Source organism: Neobacillus sp. OS1-2 (assembly GCF_030915505.1).
Taxonomy (GTDB): domain Bacteria; phylum Bacillota; class Bacilli; order Bacillales; family Cytobacillaceae; genus Neobacillus.
This window is the reverse complement of sequence record NZ_CP133265.1, coordinates 684844-709965: the sequence shown is the minus strand read 5'-3', so window position 1 is coordinate 709965 and position 25122 is coordinate 684844. Positions and strand designations below refer to the sequence as shown.

24 protein-coding genes, 2 pseudogenes and 2 other annotated features are annotated in these 25122 nt (G+C 40.5%); of the genes and pseudogenes, 22 read left to right on the top strand and 4 right to left on the bottom strand.

The window, feature by feature from the left end:
- Positions 1 to 51 precede the first annotated feature (51 nt).
- The 12 genes and pseudogenes from RCG19_RS03690 (at position 52) to RCG19_RS03635 (ending at position 10465) form a co-directional block, all read left to right on the top strand.
- Entirely contained in the window at positions 52 to 1083 is a 1032-nt protein-coding gene (locus RCG19_RS03690; RefSeq protein WP_308109714.1) for a glyceraldehyde-3-phosphate dehydrogenase, read from the top strand.
- A gap of 359 nt (positions 1084 to 1442) precedes the next feature.
- Entirely contained in the window at positions 1443 to 1817 is a 375-nt protein-coding gene (gene speD / locus RCG19_RS03685; protein ID WP_007087373.1) for an adenosylmethionine decarboxylase, read from the top strand.
- 112 nt (positions 1818 to 1929) lie between these two features.
- The gene (locus tag RCG19_RS03680; protein ID WP_166239186.1) at positions 1930 to 2307 is read left to right on the top strand and encodes a hypothetical protein; all 378 of its coding nucleotides are present in this window, start codon (positions 1930 to 1932) and stop codon (positions 2305 to 2307) included.
- 84 nt (positions 2308 to 2391) lie between these two features.
- A complete protein-coding gene (nrdR, locus tag RCG19_RS03675; RefSeq protein WP_088089213.1) occupies positions 2392 to 2853 on the top strand; it encodes a transcriptional regulator NrdR in 462 nt (153 codons plus the stop codon).
- Positions 2854 to 2912: 59 nt separating this feature from the next.
- A complete protein-coding gene (locus RCG19_RS03670; RefSeq protein WP_308109713.1) occupies positions 2913 to 4304 on the top strand; it encodes a replication initiation and membrane attachment family protein in 1392 nt (463 codons plus the stop codon).
- A 12-nt stretch (positions 4305 to 4316) separates the two neighbouring features.
- Positions 4317 to 5243, top strand: coding sequence for a primosomal protein DnaI (gene dnaI / locus RCG19_RS03665; protein WP_166239190.1), 927 nt, complete (start codon positions 4317 to 4319; stop codon positions 5241 to 5243).
- A gap of 142 nt (positions 5244 to 5385) precedes the next feature.
- Positions 5386 to 6267, top strand: coding sequence for a putative sporulation protein YtxC (locus RCG19_RS03660; protein WP_308109712.1), 882 nt, complete (start codon positions 5386 to 5388; stop codon positions 6265 to 6267).
- Positions 6268 to 6693: 426 nt separating this feature from the next.
- Positions 6694 to 8626 (top strand): annotated as a pseudogene (thrS, locus tag RCG19_RS03655) (threonine--tRNA ligase).
- A gap of 166 nt (positions 8627 to 8792) precedes the next feature.
- Positions 8793 to 8920, top strand: a sequence feature (ribosomal protein L20 leader region).
- Positions 8921 to 9027: 107 nt separating this feature from the next.
- A complete protein-coding gene (gene infC / locus RCG19_RS03650) occupies positions 9028 to 9531 on the top strand; it encodes a translation initiation factor IF-3 (RefSeq protein ID WP_007087366.1) in 504 nt (167 codons plus the stop codon).
- 17 nt (positions 9532 to 9548) lie between these two features.
- Positions 9549 to 9749 carry a 50S ribosomal protein L35 gene (gene rpmI / locus RCG19_RS03645; protein WP_007087365.1) on the top strand — a complete coding sequence of 67 codons (201 nt, stop codon included), beginning with the start codon at positions 9549 to 9551 and terminating at the stop codon, positions 9747 to 9749.
- 33 nt (positions 9750 to 9782) lie between these two features.
- Entirely contained in the window at positions 9783 to 10142 is a 360-nt protein-coding gene (rplT, locus tag RCG19_RS03640) for a 50S ribosomal protein L20 (RefSeq protein WP_308109711.1), read from the top strand.
- Positions 10143 to 10204: 62 nt separating this feature from the next.
- Positions 10205 to 10465 (top strand): DUF1294 domain-containing protein, encoded by a 261-nt coding sequence (locus RCG19_RS03635; RefSeq protein WP_308109710.1) that lies wholly within the window; start codon positions 10205 to 10207, stop codon positions 10463 to 10465.
- 22 nt (positions 10466 to 10487) lie between these two features.
- On the opposite strand, the gene RCG19_RS03630 is transcribed toward RCG19_RS03635, so the two are convergent.
- Entirely contained in the window at positions 10488 to 10862 is a 375-nt protein-coding gene (locus RCG19_RS03630) for a sigma-w pathway protein ysdB (protein ID WP_308109709.1), read from the bottom strand.
- A 106-nt stretch (positions 10863 to 10968) separates the two neighbouring features.
- Between RCG19_RS03630 and RCG19_RS03625 the strand changes: the two genes are divergently transcribed.
- A complete protein-coding gene (locus tag RCG19_RS03625) occupies positions 10969 to 11460 on the top strand; it encodes a dUTP diphosphatase (RefSeq protein WP_308109708.1) in 492 nt (163 codons plus the stop codon).
- Between the two features lie 72 nt (positions 11461 to 11532).
- Positions 11533 to 12618, top strand: coding sequence for a M42 family metallopeptidase (locus RCG19_RS03620; protein WP_308109707.1), 1086 nt, complete (start codon positions 11533 to 11535; stop codon positions 12616 to 12618).
- A gap of 91 nt (positions 12619 to 12709) precedes the next feature.
- Here the strand turns inward: RCG19_RS03620 and sspI are convergent, their stop codons facing one another.
- Positions 12710 to 12916 carry a small acid-soluble spore protein SspI gene (sspI, locus tag RCG19_RS03615; protein ID WP_166239204.1) on the bottom strand — a complete coding sequence of 69 codons (207 nt, stop codon included), beginning with the start codon at positions 12914 to 12916 and terminating at the stop codon, positions 12710 to 12712.
- A 108-nt stretch (positions 12917 to 13024) separates the two neighbouring features.
- Here sspI and RCG19_RS03610 point away from each other — a divergent pair, with 108 nt between their 5' ends.
- The 3 genes from RCG19_RS03610 to pheT all read left to right on the top strand — a co-directional run bounded on the left by RCG19_RS03610 (position 13025) and on the right by pheT (position 17775).
- Entirely contained in the window at positions 13025 to 13774 is a 750-nt protein-coding gene (locus RCG19_RS03610) for a TrmH family RNA methyltransferase (protein WP_308109706.1), read from the top strand.
- Between the two features lie 60 nt (positions 13775 to 13834).
- Positions 13835 to 14083, top strand: a binding site (T-box leader).
- 111 nt (positions 14084 to 14194) lie between these two features.
- On the top strand, positions 14195 to 15232 hold the full coding sequence (pheS, locus tag RCG19_RS03605) for a phenylalanine--tRNA ligase subunit alpha (RefSeq protein WP_166239208.1): 1038 nt from the start codon (positions 14195 to 14197) through the stop codon (positions 15230 to 15232).
- A gap of 128 nt (positions 15233 to 15360) precedes the next feature.
- On the top strand, positions 15361 to 17775 hold the full coding sequence (pheT, locus tag RCG19_RS03600) for a phenylalanine--tRNA ligase subunit beta (protein WP_308109705.1): 2415 nt from the start codon (positions 15361 to 15363) through the stop codon (positions 17773 to 17775).
- Between the two features lie 282 nt (positions 17776 to 18057).
- On the opposite strand, the gene RCG19_RS03595 is transcribed toward pheT, so the two are convergent.
- Complete coding sequence (locus RCG19_RS03595; protein WP_308109704.1) at positions 18058 to 18348, bottom strand: 4a-hydroxytetrahydrobiopterin dehydratase; 291 nt, start codon at positions 18346 to 18348, stop codon at positions 18058 to 18060.
- Positions 18349 to 18388: 40 nt separating this feature from the next.
- A complete protein-coding gene (gene rnhC / locus RCG19_RS03590; RefSeq protein WP_308109703.1) occupies positions 18389 to 19345 on the bottom strand; it encodes a ribonuclease HIII in 957 nt (318 codons plus the stop codon).
- 116 nt (positions 19346 to 19461) lie between these two features.
- On the opposite strand from rnhC, the gene zapA reads away from it, so the two are divergent.
- The 5 genes and pseudogenes from zapA (at position 19462) to RCG19_RS03565 (ending at position 24871) form a co-directional block, all read left to right on the top strand.
- Positions 19462 to 19725: a cell division protein ZapA gene (gene zapA / locus RCG19_RS03585; protein WP_166239216.1), complete on the top strand. Its 264-nt coding sequence runs from the start codon at positions 19462 to 19464 to the stop codon at positions 19723 to 19725.
- Positions 19726 to 19727: 2 nt separating this feature from the next.
- Complete coding sequence (locus RCG19_RS03580; RefSeq protein WP_166239218.1) at positions 19728 to 20282, top strand: CvpA family protein; 555 nt, start codon at positions 19728 to 19730, stop codon at positions 20280 to 20282.
- 73 nt (positions 20283 to 20355) lie between these two features.
- On the top strand, positions 20356 to 22071 hold the full coding sequence (gene polX, locus RCG19_RS03575; RefSeq protein WP_308109702.1) for a DNA polymerase/3'-5' exonuclease PolX: 1716 nt from the start codon (positions 20356 to 20358) through the stop codon (positions 22069 to 22071).
- Positions 22072 to 22087: 16 nt separating this feature from the next.
- Positions 22088 to 24444: pseudogene (locus tag RCG19_RS03570) on the top strand (endonuclease MutS2).
- Positions 24445 to 24463: 19 nt separating this feature from the next.
- Positions 24464 to 24871, top strand: coding sequence for a DUF350 domain-containing protein (locus tag RCG19_RS03565; protein ID WP_308109701.1), 408 nt, complete (start codon positions 24464 to 24466; stop codon positions 24869 to 24871).
- Positions 24872 to 25122: the final 251 nt, after the last annotated feature.

Genomic DNA, 25122 nt, shown 5'->3' with positions numbered 1-25122 from the left:
TTGCAATAATACGAGTTAACAGTATAACACTAATGCGGAAGGGGCCGTAAAATGAAGGCGAGAATTGCGATTAATGGATTTGGGAGAATTGGAAGGATGGTTTTTCGAAAAGCAATCCTTGAAAATAAAATGGAGATTGTAGCTATAAATGCGAGCTATCCAGCAGAAACTTTAGCTCATTTACTTAAATATGACACCACCCATGGGCCATTCCAGGGCGATGTCATTCCTTTAGATGATGAATTGGTCGTGAATGGGAAAAGAATTAAACTACTAAATAAGCGTAATCCTGAAGAACTTCCATGGAAAGAGCTTGGCATTGATATTGTCATTGAGGCAACAGGAAAGTTTAATGACAGAGATAAAGCTGCCCTGCACTTAGACGCGGGAGCCAAAAAGGTACTTTTGACAGCACCAGGAAAAAATGAAGATATAACAATCGTTATGGGTGTTAATGAGGAAATGCTGGATATTACCAAGCATGATATTATTTCCAATGCATCTTGTACAACTAACTGTCTTGCACCCGTTGCAAAGGTGTTAGACGAAAAGTTTGGAATTGAGTGCGGGTTAATGACGACCATCCATGCTTATACAAATGATCAAAAGAACATTGATAACCCACATAAGGATTTACGGAGAGCACGTGCATGCGGACAATCTATTATTCCCACCACAACAGGAGCTGCAAAGGCGTTGTCACTCGTATTACCGCAGTTGAAGGGGAAGTTACATGGAATGTCACTTCGAGTACCTACACCGAATGTTTCGCTTGTTGACTTAGTGGTCGATCTAAAGCAAGATGTAACCGTTGATGAAATTAATCACGCTTTTATTGAAGCATCTACCGGATCGTTACGGGGTATCGTGGATTTCACTATGGAACCATTGGTTTCTGTTGATTTTAATACAAACGAACATTCAGCGATTATTGATGGGCTCTCTACAATGGTAATGGGCACAAGGAAAGTGAAAGTGTTAGCCTGGTACGATAATGAGTGGGGATATTCAACACGGGTTGTTGAGTTAGCATTATATGTCGCAGAGGAAATTGCGAATGCCGCTAAGGTGAAGGTTGGATAATAATTATAAAAAAATGCTGTCATTTGACGGCATTTTTTTATGATTGGGTTGTACCATTACGGGCTTTTTCGCATAGTATAGTTTTACCGAAAGAATCATTTATGTGCAGATATAATAAAAAATGACCATGAGCAATTGTTATGAAAATTAATCATGAAAAAAATTTATTTTGATAGGTTGCAAAAAAAATATAAACCAAGTATACTAGTCATCGTGAACTTCTTGAAATCAGGTAGCGATAAATTACTTAAAGGGTTAGGACCTCTTAGGACTAACTTTCCCCCGTGGTAGTTAGAAGTTACCGTCAATAACAGGATTTCAAGAAACCATCATAAAAGGTTAAAGGGGGAAAAATGAATATGGAAACAATGGGACGTCATGTAATCTCAGAACTTTGGGGTTGCGACTTTGAAAAATTAAATGATATGGACTTTATTGAAACTACTTTTGTCGAAGCTGCTCTTAAATCCGGTGCTGAAGTCCGTGAGGTAGCGTTTCACAAATTTGCGCCACAAGGTGTCAGCGGGGTTGTCATTATTTCTGAATCACACCTTACTATCCACAGCTTCCCTGAGCACGGCTATGCCAGCATTGATGTGTATACATGCGGTGATTTAAACCCGAATGTGGCAGCTGACTATATTGCTGAAGCGTTAAATGCCGAAACGCGTGAAAATATTGAAATTCCACGTGGAATGGGTCCTGTGCATGTAAAACAGGCGAAAGTTCTATAATCAATCTTTATAAAAACAATTAGCTTAGAGGTGTACCACTTGTACATCTCTTTTTATATTTTGCTGGAAATGTTGTAAACTAAGTTAAAGAGTAGATATTTGGAGGGGTAGTATGGGTATTTTTACACGGTTTAAAAAGCAAATAGAAACTTCAGACCAAAACACGGATGATTCCTTGAAAACGCATTATTATAAGGCCACTTTTAATCAGTTATTTCAATCAGTCGAAAAAATTTTCCATGATGATGCCGATTGTCAGGTCATAACCGTATCTAAGGACCATGGAGAGATTGCGGTTGAAGTCAAAAAACCAATCCCTTGTTTCTTGATTATCACAATTGTTTCGGTAAAACCGATGGAAACAGCAGTTGATTTTAATATTTCATCAGAAAGATTTTCATTAATAGGCATAAATCCCGTTTTAAAAACCCGTATTACTGCTTATTATAAGCGGATTGGCCAATTACATAATCTTGTTGGAACGAAATAAAACTCGTACACTTCTACTTGTACAAAGGGCTGCTATTTAATAAGATAAAGATAAGGATTTTGTCGATTTGGAGCTGATTAAACAATGAAATGCCCTTCATGTCAAAATTATGGTACACGTGTTCTAGATTCCCGGCCTGTTGATGAAGGACGTGCAACACGGAGAAGGCGGGAATGTGAAGAATGCGGATATCGATTTACCACTTTCGAGAAGATTGAAGAGATCCCCTTAATTGTGGTGAAAAAAGAAGGAACGAGAGAAGAATTCAGCCGTGATAAGATATTGCGGGGCTTGATTAAGGCGTGCGAAAAACGACCTGTAGCCTTAAAAGAGTTAGAAGATATCACTCATGGTGTTGAAAAGGATCTTCGCAGTCAGGGTATTTCAGAAATCAAAAGTGATGCCATTGGTGAAATGGTGATGGACAGGCTGGCGCATGTCGATGAAGTCGCATATGTGAGATTCGCCTCTGTTTACCGCCAATTTAAAGATATCAATGTATTTATCGATGAATTAAAAGAATTAATCAAAAAGGAAAAATCTTAACTGAGCTAAAGGGTCAATCTTTGGCTCTTTTTTCACTAACGAAGGGATGTTGGATTGATATGGCGCAGCATTGGCAGGAAATTCTTCCTATCGACCGGTATATGGTAGCGGCCAATGGGCTTTTACATGAGTATGACCGTAAAGTGCTGACGTTTTTATATCAGCCTTTGATAGGATCAACTTGTTTTAGCTTGTATATGACTCTCTGGATGGAGCTTGAGGAAAACCGCCTTTGGTCTGAAACTTCCACACATCATCTTTTGATGAACATAATGGAAATGAATTTAAATGATATATATGAGGCGCGATTAAAGTTAGAGGGCATTGGTTTATTAAAGACCTATGTTAAAACGAATGGCGAGGATCGTTCCTTTATTTACGAACTGTATCCCCCATTAAATCCCGAGCAATTCTTCTTAGATGGGATGTTAAATATTTATCTTTACAGAAAAATTGGCAAAAATCATTTTGCAAGACTAAAACGCTTCTTTACTGTCCAGCAAATGCCGGGGGAAAAAGAATACCAAGATGTGACGAGGGCTTTTCAGGACGTATTTGCATCGGCTGCTCCCGGAAGCCTGCAATACCTTCAGGATGTTTCAGAAGATATTGAGGAAGCAGGGGAACATAATCAGTTTATTGGCCGAAATGAATCAAATCCTATTCAAATTGATACGGGTTCGTTCGATTTTGCTTTGTTAGAAGCAGGTCTGAATGAATCATTAGTTCCTAAAAAAGCACTGACATCTAAAGTGAAGAATGTAATTAGCAATCTTGCATTTTTATATAATATCGACCCGATTGAAATGAAAAATTTTATCTTAGGTGCGATCAATCCGAATGATGAAATTGATATTGAGGACTTGAGAAAAGGTGCGCGCGATTGGTATCAATTTGAGAATTATGACCAATTGCCAAGCCTGATTAATCGGATCCAACCGGCCGCTCTTCAAACCCAATTAACCGAACCGAAAACACCAGAAGAAAATTTGATTCGATCATATGAAACAACCCCACCGCTAACTGTCTTTAAAGAGATCTCAGGTGGTGTGGAACCGTCTGATGCTAACTTAAAAGTTTTAGAAGAAGTGATGATAAAATATAAGCTTTCTCCCGGTGTGGTAAATGTTTTGATTGATTTTGTCATGAGAAAAACGAAGATGCAATTTTCCAAGAATTATGTTGATGCGGTCGCAAGTACGTGGGCACGATTGCAAATAAAAACGGTGAAAGAAGCAATGGAACTCGCCAAAAATAATGAAACGGCTCAGAATGAAAATAAAAAGGCTAGAACAAGAGGGAATAAAAAGCCCATTCGAACCGAGTTAATCCCTGATTGGTTTGAAGAAAGCCCGAATACACCGGTTAAAGATTCTTCCCTTGAAAACAAAACCGAAGACGAAGAGAAAAAGCGGGCGATTGAAGAGAAATTAAAAGCCTTTAGGAAGTAGGATGTGAATCGTATGGAAAAGATAAATAAAACCTTACAACGGCTTGCCTCGAATCAGAACTTTCAAAAGCGCTATCAAGAACAGCGTCAGAAAGTCCTGCAAAATCGGGGAGTTCAAGTATTTTTATCTGAGCATGAAGATGAAATTACCCAAGAAATGATTGAAAAGAGCATGAGTAAACTATACGAATACACGAACCAAAGTCAGGACTGCAACCGCTGTGAGAGTCTTGAAAAATGTATAAACTTTATGAAGGGATATGAACCTGAATTGGTTCTATCACGAAACTCCATTGATGTGGTCTATAAGCGATGCAAGCTGAAGGTCATAGCAGATGAGAAAAAGAAAAATGAAAAGCTAATTAAAAGTCTCTATGTACCAAGGGATATCCTTGAGGCGACCTTTGAGGACTTCGAAGGGGATACGGGCCGGCTTGATGCGGGCGATAAAGCGGCAACTTTTTTAATGAATTATGAAGCAGGTAAAAAAGCCAAAGGCCTCTATTTATACGGGAAATTCGGTGTAGGTAAGTCGTATATATTAGGTGCCATTGCCAATGAGCTGGCAAGAAAACAAATTTCATCAATGATTGTTTATGTTCCGGAATTACTGAGGGAAATGAAAAGCTCCATAGCCGACTCAACACTTAATGAAAAAATTGAAGCATTAAAGAAAGAACCCATTTTAATGCTGGATGATATTGGTGCTGAAGCCATGTCGAGCTGGACACGGGACGAAATTCTCGGGCCAATATTGCAATTCCGGATGCTCGAAAGTCTTCCAACCTTTTTCACCTCGAATTTTGATTTTAAAGGGCTCGAGCATCACTTAACATACAGCCAGCGCGGTGAAGAAGAAAAGATGAAGGCCATGCGAATTATGGAACGAATTCGAACCTTGAGCGAGCCTGTGCTTGTAGATGGCAGAAATCGAAGATAATAAACTGTGTTTAGGATTGTCGTACTAAAACGGCGATCCTTTTTTTATTTAAATACAAAAAGCCTTGGTCTGCTAACTTCTATTTTGGCCAAGACCCCCATATATATTTAAAACAGTGATTTGACAAAAAGGGGGGATTTGGTTGGCGGAAATCATCTTCCAAGGCAAGCTGGATGCACAAAGATTTTATGCCCACTTGCTAAAGTATGTTCCATATAAACCGGAAAAAGAAACTATTCTTCTACTTGAAGATCGACATATAGTAAAAATTTTAGATAGCGAATTATCCGTTGATATTTTTGAAGCACTGAAAACGGCTTTTTTTGATTTTATTACAATAATAAAACGAAATGACTGGTTTAGAGAGATTATTAAGAATCAATTTTATTATGAGGATTTAGAAGAGCAACAGCAAATTATGGAAATTATTTATTCTGTACTTGAGGGTCAGAGAGACGACTTAGCTGTTTTCTTAAAAGAAACAAGTGAGGAGCTCGATATGATTAAGGCTGCCATCAGCCATGTGTTTCAAGATCATGTTTCTTTATCATTTGACTCGTTCCATAAATTTCGTTTGCGCCCCTATCTTCAAATGCTTGAGGGTTATGTAGAGCTGGCCATTGATGAGTATAAAATGGAGCAGGAATATCAAATGTTTGTGCAAATGCTTAGGGATTTTTTGATGAATCGGGAACCGAAAATGGACATTCTTCATGTATTATTTGATGAGGAAATTACTTTTTATAATGAAGAGTTAAAGGAGATCAAACGAGGGGAATTAACAAAAATGATTGACCGTAAATTATTAGTGAATCATCCTGTATATGTCGATTCTGCCTCCATTGCACCGCTGTTGTCGTTGGCACCGACTTCTATTTTTATTTATGCAAACGACCCTAACGAGCCACTCGTTAGAACCATTAAAAATATCTTTGAAGAGCGGGTAACTATTAAAACCTTTGCGGCACTCCGAGAGGTAAAGAAATTGTCTGTGGATGAGAAATCCTCCGAAAATCATGCATAAAAAATAATATTATGGGAATAGTTAGTTTTGCGTACCTTGATTTTTTATTTTGTACTGATTATAATAACGTACATAGCAATTATATTTATTAAAAGTAATGATAAGGACAATAGTATTTCTTTACGGTTTTTTAGAGAGGGAGACCGCCGGCTGAAAATCTCCTAACACGAAAAAAATACTTACCACCTTTAAACTTCAACTGTGAACACTGCATTTTCTATGGAGTAAGTAATGGTTGACGGTCTACAGCCGTTACCTGACCAAAGTCATTTTTCAGTGTTATGTACCTGAAAATGAAAAATTGGGTGGAACCACGTGTTTTCAAAACTCGTCCCTATTCCGGGGGCGGGTTTTTTTGTTTTATTAGAAAAGCAGAAGCGCCTAGGCGCTGAAGCTGGACACTTTAAATTAAAGGGAGGAATTTATATGTCAGATGTTGTAAAGATTTCGTTTCCTGACGGGGCAGTAAAGGAGTTTGCACGGGGGACAAAAACGGAGGATATTGCTGCTTCCATCAGCCCGGGCTTAAAGAAAAAAGCCATTGCCGGCAAATGGAATGGCCAACTATTTGATCTTCGCCGTCCCATTATCGAAGACGGATCTATAGAAATAGTTACACCGGAATCAAGTGATGCGCTAGAAGTTTTACGCCATAGTACTGCCCATTTAATGGCACAAGCGGTCAATCGCCTTTATCCTGATGTAAATCTTGGTGTGGGACCTGTTATTGAAGGCGGATTTTACTACGATATGGATCTTGAGGTTTCTTTAACACCTGAAGATCTTCCGAAGATTGAAAAGGAAATGATGAAAATTGTTAACGAAAATCTTGAAATCATTCGAAAAGAAGTAAGCAGGGATGAGGCGGTTCAGCTTTTTAAAGAAATGGATGATCCCTATAAGCTTGAATTAATCGAAGCGATTCCAGATGGGGAAACAGTAACCCTTTATCAACAGGGTGAATTCGTTGACCTCTGCCGTGGTATCCATGTTCCTTCTACAGGGAAGATTAAAGAATTTAAATTATTAAGTATTGCCGGTGCTTATTGGCGCGGCAATAGTGACAATAAAATGCTGCAGCGTGTGTATGGAACTGCTTTTTTCAAAAAAGAGGATTTAGCAGAGCACCTTCGCTTGCTTGAAGAAGCGAAAGAACGTGATCATCGCAAAATTGGGAAAGAATTGAGCCTTTTCACTAATTCCCAATTAGTTGGACAAGGGTTACCGTTATGGCTTCCTAAGGGTGCAACAATCCGCCGTATTGTTGAGCGCTACATCGTTGATAAAGAAGTTCGTCTTGGTTATGACCATGTATATACTCCTGTGATGGGAAGTGTTGAGCTTTATAAAACTTCCGGCCACTGGGATCATTATCAAGAAGACATGTTTCCGGTCATGGACATGGACAACGAGCAATTAGTTCTTCGACCAATGAACTGCCCGCATCACATGATGGTATATAAAAACAGCATTCACAGTTATCGTGAACTGCCAATTCGGATTGCGGAACTTGGAACAATGCACCGCTATGAAATGTCCGGTGCCTTATCTGGATTACAGCGTGTTCGCGGCATGACGTTAAATGATGCCCACATTTTTGTTCGTCCAGATCAAATTAAGGATGAATTCAAACGAGTAGTGAATCTCGTTCTAGCGGTCTATAAAGATTTTAACCTTACTGATTATTCATTCCGTCTTTCTTACCGTGACCCACAGGATACTGAAAAAGTATTTTGATGATGATGCGATGTGGGAAAAAGCGCAGGGTATGCTGAAAGAAGCCATGGATGACCTTGGACTTGATTATTATGAAGCAGAGGGTGAAGCGGCTTTTTACGGTCCTAAGCTTGATGTTCAAGTGAAAACGGCCTTAGGTAAAGAGGAAACTTTATCTACTGTCCAATTAGACTTCTTACTCCCAGAGCGCTTTGATTTAACCTATGTGGGTGAGGACGGCAAACAGCATCGTCCAGTCGTCATCCACCGCGGTGTCGTGTCAACCATGGAACGGTTTGTAGCCTTCTTAATTGAAGAATACAAAGGAGCCTTCCCAACATGGCTTGCGCCAGTTCAGGTTCAGGTGATCCCTGTATCGCCGGGCGCACATTATGATTACGCACGTAAGGTTCAGGAACAATTGCAAAACGAGGGCTTCCGTGTTGAATTGGATGGCCGTGATGAAAAAATCGGCTATAAAATCCGTGAGGCGCAAATGCAAAAAATACCATATATGCTTGTTGTAGGTGATAAAGAGGTTGAGGATCAAGCAGTCAACGTTCGTAAATATGGTGAACAAAACTCAGAAACAAAGCCATTCGCGGACTTTCTTACAGCACTTAATGCTGAAGTGAAAAAATAAAAGTTTTTAAAAAAGGGAGGGAGACTTCCCTTTTTATTAAAAAAAATGTTGAATAATTTTTAGTTTCTTGCTACAATAAATTTCGTTGTCATCAAGGAAATGGTTCGTTGACATCGTATCTTTGTTTGTGGTATAGTTACTAAGGTGAAAATTGAATACTTATTTTGGGGAAAAGAAGAAGCACCCGCTTCTCACCTGATTGACGCATTTGGCAGTTGGCAGGTTTTACGTGAACTTTTTTATTACTTTTGTTTCGTAAAGTGTGGGTGTATTCATCCGCACTTTTTTATTTGTGTAACATTGATAAAAAGATTTTCAAACCTGTTGATTCAAGTAAGGTGTCTTGACCCGGAAGTTGTATTCTGATAAATCCTTGGAGGTGGCTAATTATTAGCAAAGACATGTTGTTAAATGAGGGCATTCGCGCTCGCGAGGTTCGTTTAATTGATCAAAACGGCGAGCAATTAGGAATTAAAACCAAGTTTGAAGCGTTAGAAATTGCTGGAAGAGTGAATCTTGATTTGGTACTTGTAGCACCAAATGCGAAGCCTCCAGTAGCCCGAATTATGGACTATGGCAAATTTAAATTCGAGAATCAAAAGAAAGAAAAAGAAGCTCGAAAGAATCAAAAAATCATTACGACAAAAGAAGTACGTCTCAGCCCAACGATTGATGAGCATGACTTTAATACAAAGCTGCGCAATGCCATTAAGTTTTTGGAAAAAGGCGACAAGGTAAAAGCTTCAATCCGATTCAAGGGCCGGGCGATTACCCATAAAGAAATCGGTCAACGTGTGTTAGACCGTTTTTCCGAAGCGTGCAAGGAAGTTGCAACGATTGAATCACATCCTAAAATGGATGGACGAAGCATGTTCCTAGTTTTAGCACCAAAACAAGAGAAGTAATAAGGAGGACAATCACAATGCCTAAAATGAAAACTCACCGCGGCGCTGCAAAGCGTTTCAAGAAAACAGGTTCTGGTCAATTAAAACGTGACCATGCTTATACAAGCCACTTATTTGCGAACAAATCTACAAAAGCTAAGCGTAAACTTCGCAAAGGAACTCTTGTTTCTAAAGGCGATTTCAAACGCATTCGTCAATTATTAACTTACATGAAGTAATCTCAAGTGATCGATATCTAGGAGGGAAATTACATGCCACGTGTTAAAGGCGGTACAGTTACGCGCAAGCGTCGTAAAAAAGTTCTTAAATTAGCAAAAGGTTATTACGGTTCAAAACATACATTATATAAAGTTGCTAACCAACAGGTTATGAAATCATTAATGTATGCATTCCGCGACCGTCGCCAGAAAAAGCGCGACTTCCGCAAACTTTGGATTACTCGTATCAATGCAGCAGCTCGTATGAACGGTCTTTCTTATAGCCGTTTAATGCACGGTTTAAAGCTTGCTGGTATCGAAGTAAACCGCAAGATGCTTGCTGAATTAGCGGTAAGCGATGCAAACGCATTTGCTGAATTAGCAAACGTTGCTAAACAACAACAAAGTAAATAATATTCACAACCAGCCATTCTCTTATGATGAGGATGGCTTTTTCTATAAGGGGGATTTAGAGAATGACGATGATGTTAGCAATCTTTGTTGTTATGAATATCGCTGGTCTGTTCATTATGGGAGTGGATAAAAAGCGGGCGAGAAAACATCAATATAGAATAAGGGAGCGGACTTTGTGGCTTGTAGCTCTATTTGGGGGAGCAATTGGGACGACGGCAGGGATGCAGATTTACCGCCACAAAACGAAGCATACCTCGTTTAAAGTTGGCTTCCCTGTCCTTGCTATTGTAGAGTTAGTTCTTTTTATAAAAATACTATTATAAAAAGCCGCTTACATAGCGGCTGTCATTGTAAGAATTCCTTCACCGGACTTTTCCAACTAATTTCGGCATTCGGATAGTACTCGCGTATTTTTTTATCGATATAGTAAAAATCATCTTTTACCATCCCTTTTAACGAAGCCGTGTTTTCTGGCCAAATGGAGATGGACACAACATCAAAAGTATTATTAGCAGTTCCCATGTATTTTTCACCGGCAAACACGGCACCTTTATAGGTGAGGTGAAAATTCCTTCTCACATCATCATGATCAAGTAGTAAGAACCGTTTATGTTTACGTGCCGATTCAAGCTTTCGGGACGATTGAAATAGTAATTTAACCCCCATGTAAACCGCAAAAATGATGAAAAATAATAATACGAAGCGCAGTAACCAAATCACGGCTAAGCCTCCTACACCCATTTTCTATGTATTACGACTCATGCTGCAAAAAGGTTTCAATTATTTCTCACTTTGCTATAATTTTTCCATAAGGAGTGTGAGTTGAATGCAACTTGAAAAACTGTTTAAGATGCAAGCGGCGTTGGATACCCATATTGAGGAAAAGCACAATTTGCAGGAAGAGAATTTATTCGAAAGGAAAATTCTTGCCTTGCTTGTGGAAATCGGGGAATTGGCGAATGAAACCCGCTGTTTTAAGTTTTGGAGTGTGAGACCATCTTCCGCTAAAGAAGTGATTTTAGAAGAGTTTGTCGATGGGGTTCATTTTATTTTGTCGCTCGGGATTGAGTGTGGCTTTGACCGCCAGCGAGTTGAAGTAGATATCAGGGAGTCTAATTTGAATGTAACGGAGCAGTTTCTTCGTGTTTATGAAAGGATCACCATCTTTCACAAAAGCAAAGACTTGACTGACTTTAGATATTTATTCGAGTCATACCTGCAGCTGGCCTTGTTGCTAGGTTTTAAAGATGAGGAAATCGAAAAGGCATATTTTGATAAAAACGAAGTGAATTATCAAAGACAACAAAATAACTATTAGCAGGAAATTGTGAATTTGCAGATTCCTTCTGTATAATAAAGAATGTAGTACATACATAAAGGGGGCTTATTAATGGTGCAATTAGACGCAACATTAACGATGTTAAAAGAATTAACGGATGCCAGAGGGATTGCCGGCAACGAGCGCGAAGTCCGCGATGTGATGAAGAAATACATAGAACCATTTGCCGATGAATTAACAACGGATGGCCTTGGCAGTTTAATTGCTAAAAAGGTCGGGAAAGCCGGCGGACCGAAGATTATGGTGGCAGGTCACTTAGATGAAGTTGGCTTCATGATCACCCAAATTGATGATAAGGGCTTTCTGCGCTTCCAACCGGTCGGTGGCTGGTGGGGGCAGGTTATGCTCGCACAACGGGTAACCATTGTGACGAGGAAGGGTGATGTAACAGGTATCATTGGCTCTAAGCCGCCGCATGTCCTGTCGGCAGAGGCCCGCAAAAAGCCGGTTGAAATTAAAGATATGTTTATTGATATCGGTGCATCAAACCGTGAGGAAGCTTCAGAATGGGGCGTCCGTCCTGGGGATATGGTTGTCCCATATTTTGAATTTACGGTTATGAATAATGAGAAAATGCTGTTGGCGAAGGCATGGGATAATCGGATTGGCTGTGCAATTGCGATTGATGTTTTGAAGCAATTAAAAGACGTCGAACATCCTAATGAGGTGTACGGTGTTGGGGCGGTTCAAGAAGAGGTTGGATTACGCGGTGCCAAGACGGCAACGTATAAAATCGAGCCAGAGATCGGTTTTGCAGTTGATGTTGGTATCGCTGGCGATACACCTGGAATTTCTGAAAAAGAAGCGATGAGTAAAATGGGTAAAGGACCTCAGGTAGTTGTCTATGATGCTTCGATGGTCGCTCATAAAGGCTTGCGTGATTTAGTCACGGATACAGCGGATGAATTGAATATCCCATATCAATTCGAATCCATCCCTGGTGGTGGAACTGATGCAGGCTCCATTCATTTGACACACAATGGTGTACCGGCATTGGCCATTACCATTGCTACCCGTTATATCCATTCACACGCAGCGATGCTTCACCGTGACGATTATGAAAATGCAGTTAAATTAATTGTCGAAGTGATTAAACGCTTAGATCGTGAGACGGTTGATAAGATTACATTTGAATAAAAGTATTGGATCCTCGACTGAAGGTTTTGGTCGAGGATTTTTTATATAAAAAAAGCTGCCTGGGGTGATTATGGCAGCTTGGGTAGGAGGGTTACTTTAGTCCGCTTTCAAGAACGGAAAGCATTTCCTTTTTCTCTTCTTCAGATGCGTTTTTCCAAATGATTTCAAATAAAACGCCTAGTCCTGGGAGCATCTTTTCTTCCCCATTTTGAATCGCATCAACGATTGTATCCTCTAATTGATCTTGTGTGTTGCCTGAAACATTGTGAATAATAGCATTACGCAAATTTAGGTTCATATCCACACACTCCTTTTTATCCTGTATTTCTTTAATATGTTTTCTATTTTTGGTTTAATTATGTATTATTGTTATCATTACATGAGTTTTTTTAAAGGAGACCGAGTTTTGAAATATATAGAATCTGTCAATAATCCTAAGGTAAAACAATGGAAAAAACTTTTAACGAAAAAAGAGCGAGATAAGTCGGGAACATTTTTAATCGAAGGGTTTCATTTAGTGGAAGAGGCATTAAAGCAGGGTGAGCAAATTATAGAAGTGATTGTTTCGGAAAAAGTGGACTTACCGCCCCGTTGGGATCCCGCCGGTACACCTGTCACACTCGTCACAGACGAGATTTCGAATTTGTTATCCGAGACTGAAGCACCGCAAGGGATTTATGCCGTTTGCCGACAAACTGTTTCCGAAGCTGGTGAGGCAAAAACCTTTTTATTCATTGATGCTGTCCAAGACCCTGGAAATCTGGGTACGATGATTCGGACAGCGGATGCCGCTGGTATTGATGCAGTTATTGTCGGTCGCGGCAGTGTTGATATTTTTAACTCAAAGGTACTTAGATCTGCACAAGGAAGCCACTTTCATCTTCCGATTATTAGAGGTGATTTGCATGAATGGATCATCAAACTTGAAGAAAAAAATATTCCAGTTTACGGAACGGCACTAGAAGGGGCTTCGGCATACACAGATATATCAAGTGGAGATTCATTTGCGCTGATTGTTGGCAACGAGGGAAATGGTGTCGGAAAAGATATTCTTTCAAGCACCACAGCCAATCTTTATATTCCGATATACGGGAAAAGCGAGTCGCTAAATGTCGCGGTCGCAACAGGAATTCTGCTCTATTATTTGAAAAAATAGATGCAAACTGGTTTGACCTTTTGAGGAAAATTATTATATAATAGTGAACAATTGATTATTATAAAAACGATGACGGAGAAAAGTATCATGTCAATTGACCATGTAGGGAGAAAGTGCCTCGACTGAAAGCACTTTTATGGTTCAGGACAAGAGAAGTTCACCTCCCGAGTTGGCATCGGGACCATTTTTTGCGAAAAAAATGTAAAGATGCACCGGCATATGCCGTTATCCGAATGAAGCGAACACAATGTTTCTATACATATCGTGTTTACAAGGGTGGTACCGCGAATAACAAACCTCGTCCCTTACCAGGGATGGGGTTTTTTTGTCTTTTGGTGCCTGTCACCCTTTGTACTATCACCGTATTAGTAATGGTGCCTGACACCAATCTTACCGGCTATGAATAAGGAGGAATTGATTATGCAAGAACGTTTAAAGGAATTGCAGGAAGAGGCAATTCAAAAAATTGAGCAGTCTGCAAGCTTAAAAGAATTAAATGACATCCGTGTTGCCTATTTAGGGAAAAAGGGCCCAATCACTGAAGTACTTCGCGGGATGGGCAAATTGTCCGCCGAAGAGCGTCCAGTGATGGGAGCACTCGCGAATGAAGTCCGTGAAGCGATTGCGGTAAAAATTGAGGCAAAACAAAAGGGGTTAGAAGAGGCTGCTGTTCTTGAAAAGCTAGCTTCTGAAAGTATTGATGTGACACTTCCTGGAAGCCCAGTTAGGCAAGGAAATCACCATCCGTTAACAAGAATCATTGAAGAAATTGAAGACTTATTTATTGGCATGGGCTATCAAGTTGCTGAAGGGCCAGAGGTTGAGCAAGATTACTATAACTTTGAAGCACTTAATTTACCAAAAGGTCACCCTGCTCGCGATATGCAAGACTCGTTCTATATCACTGAAGAGATTTTGATGCGAACTCACACATCACCAGTCCAAGCAAGGACAATGGAGAAACATCAAGGTAAGGGGCCAATCAAAATTATTTGTCCGGGTAAAGTCTATCGCCGGGACAATGACGATGCGACACACTCACACCAATTCATGCAAATTGAAGGCCTCGTAGTTGGCGAGAATATCCGCATGAGTGATTTAAAAGGAACGTTAGAGGTTTTTGCGAAAAAAATGTTCGGAGCTGACCGTGAAATTCGCTTAAGACCAAGTTTCTTCCCATTTACAGAGCCATCTGTTGAAATGGATATATCTTGTAAAATCTGCGGTGGTTCAGGCTGCAGTGTGTGTAAACAAACAGGCTGGATTGAAATTCTTGGTGCTGGCATGGTTCATCCAAACGTTCTTGAGATGGCTGGGTATGATTCTAAAAAATACACAGGATTTGCCTTCGGTATGGGACCTGAGCGGATTGCCATGTTAAAATACGGTGTCGATGACATCAGACATTTTTATACAAATGATGTTCGGTTCTTAAAACAATTTTCAAAACATGAATAAAACAAAATGCGCCTTGATCTGGGGCGAAAGGCATAAGACGAGCAGCCGGCAGTAAGGTTGTTCAGTACCCTTTTTTTCTGGCTTGGCTTACTAGGCGCTGAAAATGGATAATAGAAGGAGATGACGACATGTTCGTTTCATATAAATGGCTCGAAGATTATATCGATTTAACTGGAGTAACAGCAGATGAATTAGCTGAAAAGATTACCAAAAGCGGTATCGAAGTTGAAGGTGTTGAGGTATTAAACGAAGGGATTAAAGGTGTTGTTATCGGTCATATACTAGAGCGTGAGCAGCATCCGAATGCCGATAAATTAAGCAAATGCCTTGTCGATGTTGGTGAAGATCAGCCTATTCAAATTATTTGCGGTGCACCGAATGTAGCTAAAGGACAAAAGGTTGCCGTGGCCAAAGTAGGTGCGGTTTTACCAGGTAATTTTAAAATTAAACGGGCGAAGCTTCGCGGCGAAGAATCGAACGGAATGATTTGTTCTCTTACTGAGTTAGGCTTGGAAGGAAAGGTCGTTCCAAAAGAATATTCTGAAGGGATCTTTGTTTTTCCAGCAGCTGCTGAAGTTGGTGCCGACGCACTTGCGTTATTAGGCAGAGACGATGAGGTCTTAGAACTAAGCTTGACACCAAATCGTGCTGATTGCTTGAGCATGCTTGGGGTTGCCTATGAAGTGGCGGCTATTCTTGGAAGAGAGGTTAAACTTCCGGAAACAAACCTAGACCCTGGGGCAGAAAAGGCTTCAGACTATGTGAAAATTACTGTTGAGGCAAAAGAAGATAATCCATTATATGTAGCAAAAATGATCAAAAATGTAAAAATCGGACCATCTCCGCTTTGGATGCAGGCACGTCTTATGTCTGCGGGGATTCGTCCGCACAATAATGTGGTCGATATTACGAACTATATTTTATTAGAATACGGTCAGCCGCTACATGCGTTTGATTACGACCGTTTAGGATCGAAAGAAATCCTTGTTCGCCGTGCGGTTGACGGTGAAAAATTTGTAACACTTGATGACGTTGAACGGACATTAAGCGATGACCATCTTGTGATTACAAATGGGGTGGAACCAGTTGCCCTTGCAGGTGTGATGGGGGGAGCGAATTCAGAGGTAACTTCAGATACAACGGCGGTTTTACTGGAATCCGCTTATTTTAATGGGGGAACTGTTAGGAAGGCTTCCAAGGATCATGGTTTACGAAGTGAAGCAAGTGCCCGTTTTGAAAAAGGTGTCGACCCTAACCGCGTTCGTGCAGCTGGAGAACGTGCAGCCTATTTAATGGCAAAATATGCCGGCGGTGAAGTTTTAATTGGTGCTGCTGAAGCTGATACACTTACTGTTGAACCGGCAGTTGTTTCGATTACTTTGGAAAAAATTAATCGTGTCCTTGGCACAGAGTTGCATATGAAGGATGTAAAAGAAATTTTCGACCGCTTGCAATTTGCTGTGAGTATCGAAGGAGATTTGATTACAGTAACGGCGCCAACACGCCGCGGTGATATTAGAATCGAAGAAGATTTAGTGGAAGAAGTTGCCCGTCTTTATGGATATGACAACATTCCTAAAACACTACCAATTGGGTCCTCGACACCCGGGAAATTGTCCGAATACCAGAAGAAACGTCGTGAAGTTCGACAGTATCTTGAGGGAGCAGGGTTGTACCAAGCTGTGACTTATTCCTTAACAAGTGAGGAAAAGGCAGCACAATTTGCATTAGAAAAACGGGATACGATCCGTCTTGCAATGCCTATGAGTGAGGAGCGCAGTATTCTTCGCCTTAGCATCTTGCCTCAACTTTTAGAGGTAGTAAAATACAATAGTGCCCGTCAAAATGACAGCCTAGCCGTTTATGAAACAGGTGCCGTATTCTTAGCGAATGGTGCGGAAGTGCTACCGGAAGAAAAGGAGCATTTAGCTGCAGCAGTTACTGGCTTATGGCATAGTCATTCCTGGCAAGGAGAGAAGAAGCCGGTCGATTTCTATGTTGTGAAGGGAATCTTAGAAGGCATGTTTACTAAGATTGGGCTTTCTGAACAAGTTGAATATGTCCAAGCGCAGGTAGACGGCATGCACCCCGGCCGTACCGCAGAAATCCGCTTGAATGGTGAAAAGATCGGTTTCGTCGGTCAAGTACACCCAAGCGTCCAAAAAGAACTTGATTTAAAGGATACCTATGTATTTGAACTATCATTAAAAGCAGTCCTTGAAGCAGACGCACCAGTATTACAATACGAAGCCATTCCTCGCTTCCCATCGATCACAAGAGACATTGCCCTTGTGGTAAATAGAGAAACGGTGTCAGGCACCATGAAAAACATTATCATTGAGACTGGGGCACCTTTGTTAAAAGAGGCGCAGGTGTTTGATTTGTATGAGGGTGATAAGATGGAGGCAGGTAAGAAGTCAATTGCTTTCGCTCTTAAATATGCTAATCCGGAACGTACGTTAACGGATGAAGAAGTTACAAAGGTTCACGAGCGTGTTCTGGAAGCCTTGAAGGAAAAGGCTGGGGCAGTTCTTAGAGGTTAATTTTATTTAGGCTTGCTCGAAAGATTTTCGAGCAGGTTTTTTTTTACGATAGGATTTCAGTTTCGCAAATAAAACGGATGTTTTCGCAAATAAAAGGGCCTCTTTCGAAAATAAACTATCCTGTTTCGCAAATAAATGATTAACTTTCGCAAATAAAAAATTTTTTTCCCAAAAGGACAAATCAAATTGGTTGGAAGGCAGCCAATTTAATGTAAACCCTCCATAAGAAAAACAAAAAAGGTTGCCCCATCGTCAAAAACCGAAGGGGCAACCTCTTTCAATTTACATTTTTCCATAAATTTCATCATACATTTTGCCTAATGAAACATCTAAATCGGTTAGACCTCCCGCATTCCAGGAGGTGAGCCTTAGCGTTACCAATTTATAGTCAATCGCCATGAACGGGTGATGATTTTTTTTCTCGGAAAGTGCTGCGATTTCATTTACAAAGGCAATCCCTTTCAAAAACTCCTGAAAGCGATACTTTTTCACCATGAATTTACCGTCCAGTTTCCAGCCGGGTAATTCCGCCAGAGAGTCATCAATTTCTGTTAAAGTAAGTCTTTTTACCACCCAAATCGCCCCCTAACTCCATTTAACTTATATTTATTCCTCAACCCCGCTTTTTATTTACAATCACCATCGCTTTATCGGTATTCGCAAAGTGAAGCTTCACAAAGGATGGTAAAATATCGCGGCCTTTACTCATAATCAGCTTGGCAGCTGCAATATCAACCTGTGCACCGGCACCTTTTGGGATTTTAAAACCAGCTGCCTCGCTAAGCTTATCGATATATTGAATAAATGCGTACCGGGCAAGGATGCTGGCGGCAGCAACTGCCAGATGAATACCTTCCGCTTTCGTACTGAAATAAACATTTTCTTTGGCAATGGCCTTCTGCCCCTTAATATGCTGAAAATAGGTACTTGGCTGCACGAATTGATCGATCAGAATCGCCTCTGGTTTTACAGGGGCAATTTTATCCAACACATTTAAAATCGCTTGGTTATGGAGAAGCGCCTTCATCTTCCCTTGGGACATTCCCGACTTTTGCACTTGATTGTATTTTTCATTTTTCAATGTCATTAGGCTAAATGGAATGACATCTTTGATGACTTTAGCAATCGCACTAATTTTTTCATCATTTAAGTCCTTGGAATCACGCACCCCTAATTCCTTTAATAACGGGATATCTTCTTTTCTTACATAGGCAGCTACAACGGTAATGGGGCCAAAAAAATCGCCCGTGCCAACCTCATCTGACCCGATGGCAGACATTCCGCCTATTCCGACTGGTAGATCTCCCTTAGCCACTGATTTTCCTTTAGCAGCAGCCTGCTTATTCACGGGGGAACTAACAGATACACCGGCACTCCACTTACTGGCTTCTTTCTCGCTATTGTTCCCCTGAAATAAGACTTTCCCAGATTTATATGCTGTGATCATGCATGAAGGAGTTTTCACTGCAAACACACTTCCAGGTATGTTTTTATCTAATAGCTGCTTCTCATAATAGCTTTTCATTTCGCTTATTTTGGACATTTCCAAATTCAGAACTACGTTTCCCATTATAAATGCACCACATTTCTAAAAAATAGATTTCCATTTTGAATTTGTTTGACTTTTCGATTTCTATCAATTCGTGTTATGATATGGAGTAGGATTCTGGAATGGAGGCAGTAACGTTGTCAAATACACAAAAACACCGAACAACCGTAGATATTTACGGGCAGCAATACGTCATTATGGGGACGGAAAGCCCAAGTCATATTCGACTTGTGGGATCGTTAGTTGACGATAAAATGCGCGAAATACATTCGAAGAATCCTAATTTAGACGTGAACAAACTTGCTGTTTTAACAGCAGTCAATGCAGTCAATGATTATATTAAAATCAAAGATCAATTAGAACGGCTGCAAACAGAACTACAAAAGGAAAAGGACAACTAATTATGTTAGATTTAGCCATAATCATATTTTTAATAATCGGATTTTTCGTCGGTCTAAAGCGCGGTTTTATCCTCCAGCTTGTTCATTTATTAGGTTTTATTATTGCATATATTGCGGCCTATTCATACTATGACGAGTTAGCTCCCAAATTAACACTATGGATTCCATATCCAAACTTTGGTGAAGGTACGACATTAAAACTTTTAACGGACTCAAGTGATATGGAAACGGCTTTTTATCGGGCAATTGCCTTTGTCATTATCTTTTTTGCTGTAAAGGTATTATTCCAAATCGTTGGGTCGATGCTTGACTTTATCGCCCATTTGCCTGTTCTGAAGCAACTCAATATATTTGCAGGCGGCATTCTTGGTTTATGTGAAGTCTATTTAATTATCTTTATTTTATTATACATTAGTGCGTTAATACCAATTGAACTCATTCAAAATCAATTGGATCACTCCATTTTGGCAAATGCTATTGTAAATCATACACCTATCCTTTCGCAGCAAATCAAAAGCTTGTGGATTGAATATACAGCTGCATTAACTTCTCTGTAGCAGAGAAGTTTTTCTTTTCACCCTTAAAATAAGTTAAAATGAAGATGCTAAATTAGAGGGCAGGTGAGAGTCAATGAAAATAACGAAAAAAGAAGTTATTCACTTATTAGAAATGATTGCAATTTATATGGAATTAAAAGGGGAGAACCCGTTCAAAGTTTCGGCCTTTCGCAAGGCGGCAACTGCACTGGAAACGGATGAACGCACCCTTACAGAGATTGAAGACTTTACAGCAATTTCAGGCATTGGTAAAGGCACTGCGGCTGTGATTGATGAATACATAAATGAGGGTTCTTCTTCTGTATTAAAAGAACTGAAAGAAGAAGTGCCGGCTGGTTTAATTCCATTGCTGCAGCTCCCAGGCCTTGGCGGGAAGAAAATTGCCAAGTTATATAAGGAGTTAGGCATACTAGATGTTTCCAGTTTAAAGGAAGCCTGTGAAGCAGGGAAGGTACAAGCACTTGCGGGATTTGGGAAAAAAACGGAGGAAAAGATCTTAAGTGCCATTGCGAATGTCGGGACAAGGCCAGATCGGCTGCCGCTAGCCTATATGCTTCCAATTGCTGAGCAAATTGAAGCAAGACTTTCGGAACTGCCGGAGATTGACCGTTTTTCAAGAGCGGGAAGTTTACGAAGAATGAGAGAGACAATAAAGGATCTCGACTTTATCATTGCAACACTTCAGCCGGAAATTGTCCGTGAGCATCTTTTACACTTGCCGAAAATAAAAGAAATCATTGGCGCAGGCGATACAAAGGTATCTGTCGTTTTTGCGTTAGATTATGATGTTTCCGCCGATTTTCGGCTTGTAAAACCGAAGGAATTTATTACCACCCTCCACCATTTCACTGGTTCAAAGGATCATAATGTCCGGATGCGCCAGCTGGCAAAGGAACGCGGTGAAAAAATCAGTGAGTATGGGGTAGAAGACTTAGAATCAGGAGACATTCGTACCTTCTCATCGGAAGAAGAATTTTTCAAGCATTTTGACCTCCCATTCATTCCGCCGGAAATCAGGGAAGACGGAAACGAAGTAGAGACTTTCTCAGCGGAGGAAGGGGTAATCGAGCTCGAAGATATTAAAGGTGACCTACACATGCATACCACCTGGAGCGATGGTGCCCATTCGATAGAGGAAATGGTAGAGGCCTGCCGCAAAAGAGGCTATCAATACATGGCAATCACCGACCATTCACAGTATTTAAAGGTTGCTAATGGTCTAACCAGAGAAAGATTAGTAAAGCAAAAGGAAGAAATTAAGAAATTAAATGAGAAATACGATGATTTGCTGATCCTTTCCGGGGTAGAAATGGATATTCTTCCTGACGGCACATTAGACTATGATGATGAACTGCTAGAAGAAATGGACTTTGTCATTGCGTCCATTCATTCAGCCTTTTCCCAGCCAAGGGAAAAAATTATGGAGCGGCTAAAAACGGCACTTGAAAATGCCCATGTCGATTTAATAGCCCATCCTACTGGCAGAAAAATCGGCCGACGCGCGGGGTACAATGTGGATATCGATCTATTAATCCAGCTGGCAAAGGAAACCAATACAGCATTAGAGTTAAATGCCAATCCAAACCGGCTCGACCTAGCAGCAGAATATTTACGGAAAGCGCAGGATGCCGGTGTAAAGATTCTCATCAATACGGATGCCCACAAAATGGACACCTTAGAACATATGAAAATCGGTGTTTCTGCTGCGAAAAAAGGTTGGATTCGAAAATCAACCGTGATCAATGCGCTTGATAAAAATGACTTACTAGAATTTTTGCATAATAGATAAAAGGAGGATACACTCCATGCAAGAAAGAGCCTTAAAGGTACTAGAATTTACAAAGGTAAGAGAGCTGCTGTTGGAACACGCATCCTCCGCACTTGGTAGAGAGAAAATAAAAAATCTTGTGCCATCAACTGATTTTGAAGAAGTAGCCAGACTGCAAACCGAGACGGATGAAGCAGCAACGGTTTTTCGGATAAAAGGAAATGTTCCGTTATCAGGGATCCATGATATTCGCGCCCATATCAAACGTTCTGTGATTGGCGGTGTCCTCAGCCCGCATGAATTAAATCAAATCGCGAGCACCATCCATGCCAGCCGTCAAATGAAGCGATTTATTGAGGACATTGCTGCTGAAAGAACAGAACTGCCCATTTTAGTAGAACAAGTCGAGCGGATCATTCCGCTCACAAACCTGGAGCAAGATATTAAACATGCCATTGATGAAGGCGGCGAGGTGTTAGATAGCGCGAGTGACTTATTGCGCACCTTAAGACACCAACTCAGGTCAAATGAATCGCGTGTTCGTGAAAAACTAGAAAGTATGATTCGTTCGTCAAATGCCGCAAAAATGCTGTCAGATGCGATTGTTACGATACGTAATGACCGGTTTGTTATTCCGGTAAAACAAGAATACCGCGGCCATTATGGCGGGATTATTCATGATCAAAGCGCATCCGGCCAAACGCTATTTATTGAGCCGCAGGTCATCGTTCAATTAAATAATCAATTACAGGACATCCGAGTAAAGGAACAGCTTGAAATTGACCGAATCCTGACGGAGCTTTCCGCAAAAGCGGCTGAGCATGAGAGCGAGCTCAAAGTCATTGTGGAAGTTTTAGCTAATTTAGATTTTATATTTGCAAAGGCGAGATACGGGAAAAAAATAAAGGCATCGAAACCGCTGATGAATAATGAGGGAAGGATTGCCTTATATAAGGCGAGACATCCGTTAATTCCCATTGATGAAGTAGTGGCCAACGACATCATGCTTGGGAAAGAGTTTACGACTATTGTTATTACCGGGCCAAACACCGGGGGAAAACGGTAACGTTAAAAACCCTTGGCTTATGCTCTTTAATGGCGCAGGCAGGATTACAGGTTCCGGCCTTAGACGGCTCTGAGCTTGCGGTCTTTGATGCGGTGTACGCTGATATTGGCGATGAACAGTCGATTGAACAGAGCTTAAGTACTTTTTCTTCGCATATGGTCAATATCGTTGACATCTTAAATAGTGTTGATTTCAACAGTTTGGTTTTATTTGATGAACTTGGAGCTGGGACGGATCCACAGGAAGGCGCCGCTTTGGCCATTTCGATACTTGATGAGGTGCACAAGCGGGGGGCAAGGGTCATTGCTACAACCCATTACCCGGAATTAAAGGCATACGGCTATAATCGTGAGGGTGTGTTGAATGCCAGTGTTGAGTTTGATGTTGAAACATTAAGCCCGACATATAAATTACTCCTAGGAGTCCCGGGCAGAAGTAACGCCTTTGAAATCTCGAAACGTCTAGGTTTAAGTGACCGGGTGATTCAAGCAGCGCGTTCACATGTTAGTGAAGACACAAATCAAATTGATAAGATGATTGCTTCTTTAGAAAGCAGTAAACGGCAGGCGGAAGAGGAGCAGTTGGAAGCAAGGGATTATTTAAACCAAGCGGAAAAGCTGCACCATGACTTGCAAAAGCAAATGATCGAATTTTATGAGAAGAAAGATGCCATGCTGGAAAAAGCGGCAGAAAAAGCCGCGGACATCGTCGATGAGGCTAAACAAGAGGCAGAGCAAGTCATTCGTGATCTTCGCAAAATGAGAACTGAAAAACATCTGGAAATTAAGGAACATGAATTAATTGATGCCAAACGTCGTCTTGAAGACGCAGCGCCGGAAATTAAGAAATCTGTGAATCTTGCTAATAAGAAAAATAAAAAGCACAGTTACATGCCGGGAGATGAGGTAAAAGTTTTAACATTTGACCAAAAAGGGACACTCGTTGAAAAAGTGTCTGCAAATGAGTGGCAGGTTCAAATCGGTATTTTGAAAATGAAGGTCAAAGAGAAGGACATGGAATATGTGAGTACGCCAAAACAAGTGGAAACAAGACCAATGGCTATTGTCCAAGGGCGTGATTCACATGTTAAACTGGAATTAGACCTTCGCGGAGAACGGTATGAAGATGCCCTATTGGAAGTGGAAAAATATATTGATGATGCCCTTCTTTCCAGTTATCCACGTGTATCGATTATCCACGGGAAAGGGACTGGAGCCCTAAGGCAAGGTGTACAGGAATATTTACGAAACCATCGTTCCGTCAAGAAAATTCGCTTTGGAGAAGCCGGAGAGGGTGGATCAGGCGTAACCATCGTAGAGTTTAAATAAGGTCGGGGAGAAGCGAAAAATGGACCAGTTTTGGGAGAACGAATATATTCAAATTGCTGCCTATTATAGTGTAGTTATTCTTTGTATGGTTGTCTTTTTAGCCATTTTTGAAATGGTAACAAAATATAAAAATTGGGAAGAAATTAAAAATGGGAATTTGGCTGTGGCAATGGCAACCGGGGGGAAAATATTTGGTGTAGCGAATATTTTCCGTGCATCCGTCGACGTGCATAATTCTCTGCTTGAAATGATTGGTTGGGGGATCTACGGTTTTGTGCTATTACTTGTCGGCTATTTTATCTTCGAATTTTTAACGCCAAAATTTAAAATTGATGAAGAAATTCAGAATGATAATCGTGCAGTAGGGTTGATTTCGCTGATTATCTCAGTTGGATTGTCATACGTGATTGGGGCAGGGATTTCGTAAGGGGAGAATGAAAGTGGAAACATTAGCAAAAGTTCTTATTGGTTTATGCGGCTTATTTGTGCTACTTGGTATTATCTATTTTGTGTTTTTTGCTTAAACATGACATCGCTGAAACTGATTCAGCGGTGTTTTTTTTCAATAAGAAATTTAAGCCATCAACTATCCTGTTGAAGCTTTTCTTCATTGTCTATTGTGAAGTACTGTACTATAATAAAAGAGAGTTTTGAATTTTTATAATTATACAGATAAAT

Bases quoted from the DNA above. Each gene is read 5' to 3' on its own strand.
- RCG19_RS03690 (WP_308109714.1), top strand. From the start codon at position 52: ATGAAGGCGAGAATTGCGATTAATGGATTTGGGAGAATTGGAAGGATG.
- speD (WP_007087373.1), top strand. From the start codon at position 1,443: ATGGAAACAATGGGACGTCATGTAATCTCAGAACTTTGGGGTTGCGAC.
- RCG19_RS03680 (WP_166239186.1), top strand. From the start codon at position 1,930: ATGGGTATTTTTACACGGTTTAAAAAGCAAATAGAAACTTCAGACCAA.
- nrdR (WP_088089213.1), top strand. From the start codon at position 2,392: ATGAAATGCCCTTCATGTCAAAATTATGGTACACGTGTTCTAGATTCC.
- RCG19_RS03670 (WP_308109713.1), top strand. From the start codon at position 2,913: ATGGCGCAGCATTGGCAGGAAATTCTTCCTATCGACCGGTATATGGTA.
- dnaI (WP_166239190.1), top strand. From the start codon at position 4,317: ATGGAAAAGATAAATAAAACCTTACAACGGCTTGCCTCGAATCAGAAC.
- infC (WP_007087366.1), top strand. From the start codon at position 9,028: ATGTTGTTAAATGAGGGCATTCGCGCTCGCGAGGTTCGTTTAATTGAT.
- rpmI (WP_007087365.1), top strand. From the start codon at position 9,549: ATGCCTAAAATGAAAACTCACCGCGGCGCTGCAAAGCGTTTCAAGAAA.
- rplT (WP_308109711.1), top strand. From the start codon at position 9,783: ATGCCACGTGTTAAAGGCGGTACAGTTACGCGCAAGCGTCGTAAAAAA.
- RCG19_RS03635 (WP_308109710.1), top strand. From the start codon at position 10,205: ATGACGATGATGTTAGCAATCTTTGTTGTTATGAATATCGCTGGTCTG.
- RCG19_RS03625 (WP_308109708.1), top strand. From the start codon at position 10,969: ATGCAACTTGAAAAACTGTTTAAGATGCAAGCGGCGTTGGATACCCAT.
- RCG19_RS03620 (WP_308109707.1), top strand. From the start codon at position 11,533: ATGGTGCAATTAGACGCAACATTAACGATGTTAAAAGAATTAACGGAT.
- sspI (WP_166239204.1), bottom strand. From the start codon at position 12,916: ATGAACCTAAATTTGCGTAATGCTATTATTCACAATGTTTCAGGCAAC.
- pheS (WP_166239208.1), top strand. From the start codon at position 14,195: ATGCAAGAACGTTTAAAGGAATTGCAGGAAGAGGCAATTCAAAAAATT.
- pheT (WP_308109705.1), top strand. From the start codon at position 15,361: ATGTTCGTTTCATATAAATGGCTCGAAGATTATATCGATTTAACTGGA.
- rnhC (WP_308109703.1), bottom strand. From the start codon at position 19,345: ATGGGAAACGTAGTTCTGAATTTGGAAATGTCCAAAATAAGCGAAATG.
- RCG19_RS03580 (WP_166239218.1), top strand. From the start codon at position 19,728: ATGTTAGATTTAGCCATAATCATATTTTTAATAATCGGATTTTTCGTC.
- polX (WP_308109702.1), top strand. From the start codon at position 20,356: ATGAAAATAACGAAAAAAGAAGTTATTCACTTATTAGAAATGATTGCA.
- RCG19_RS03565 (WP_308109701.1), top strand. From the start codon at position 24,464: ATGGACCAGTTTTGGGAGAACGAATATATTCAAATTGCTGCCTATTAT.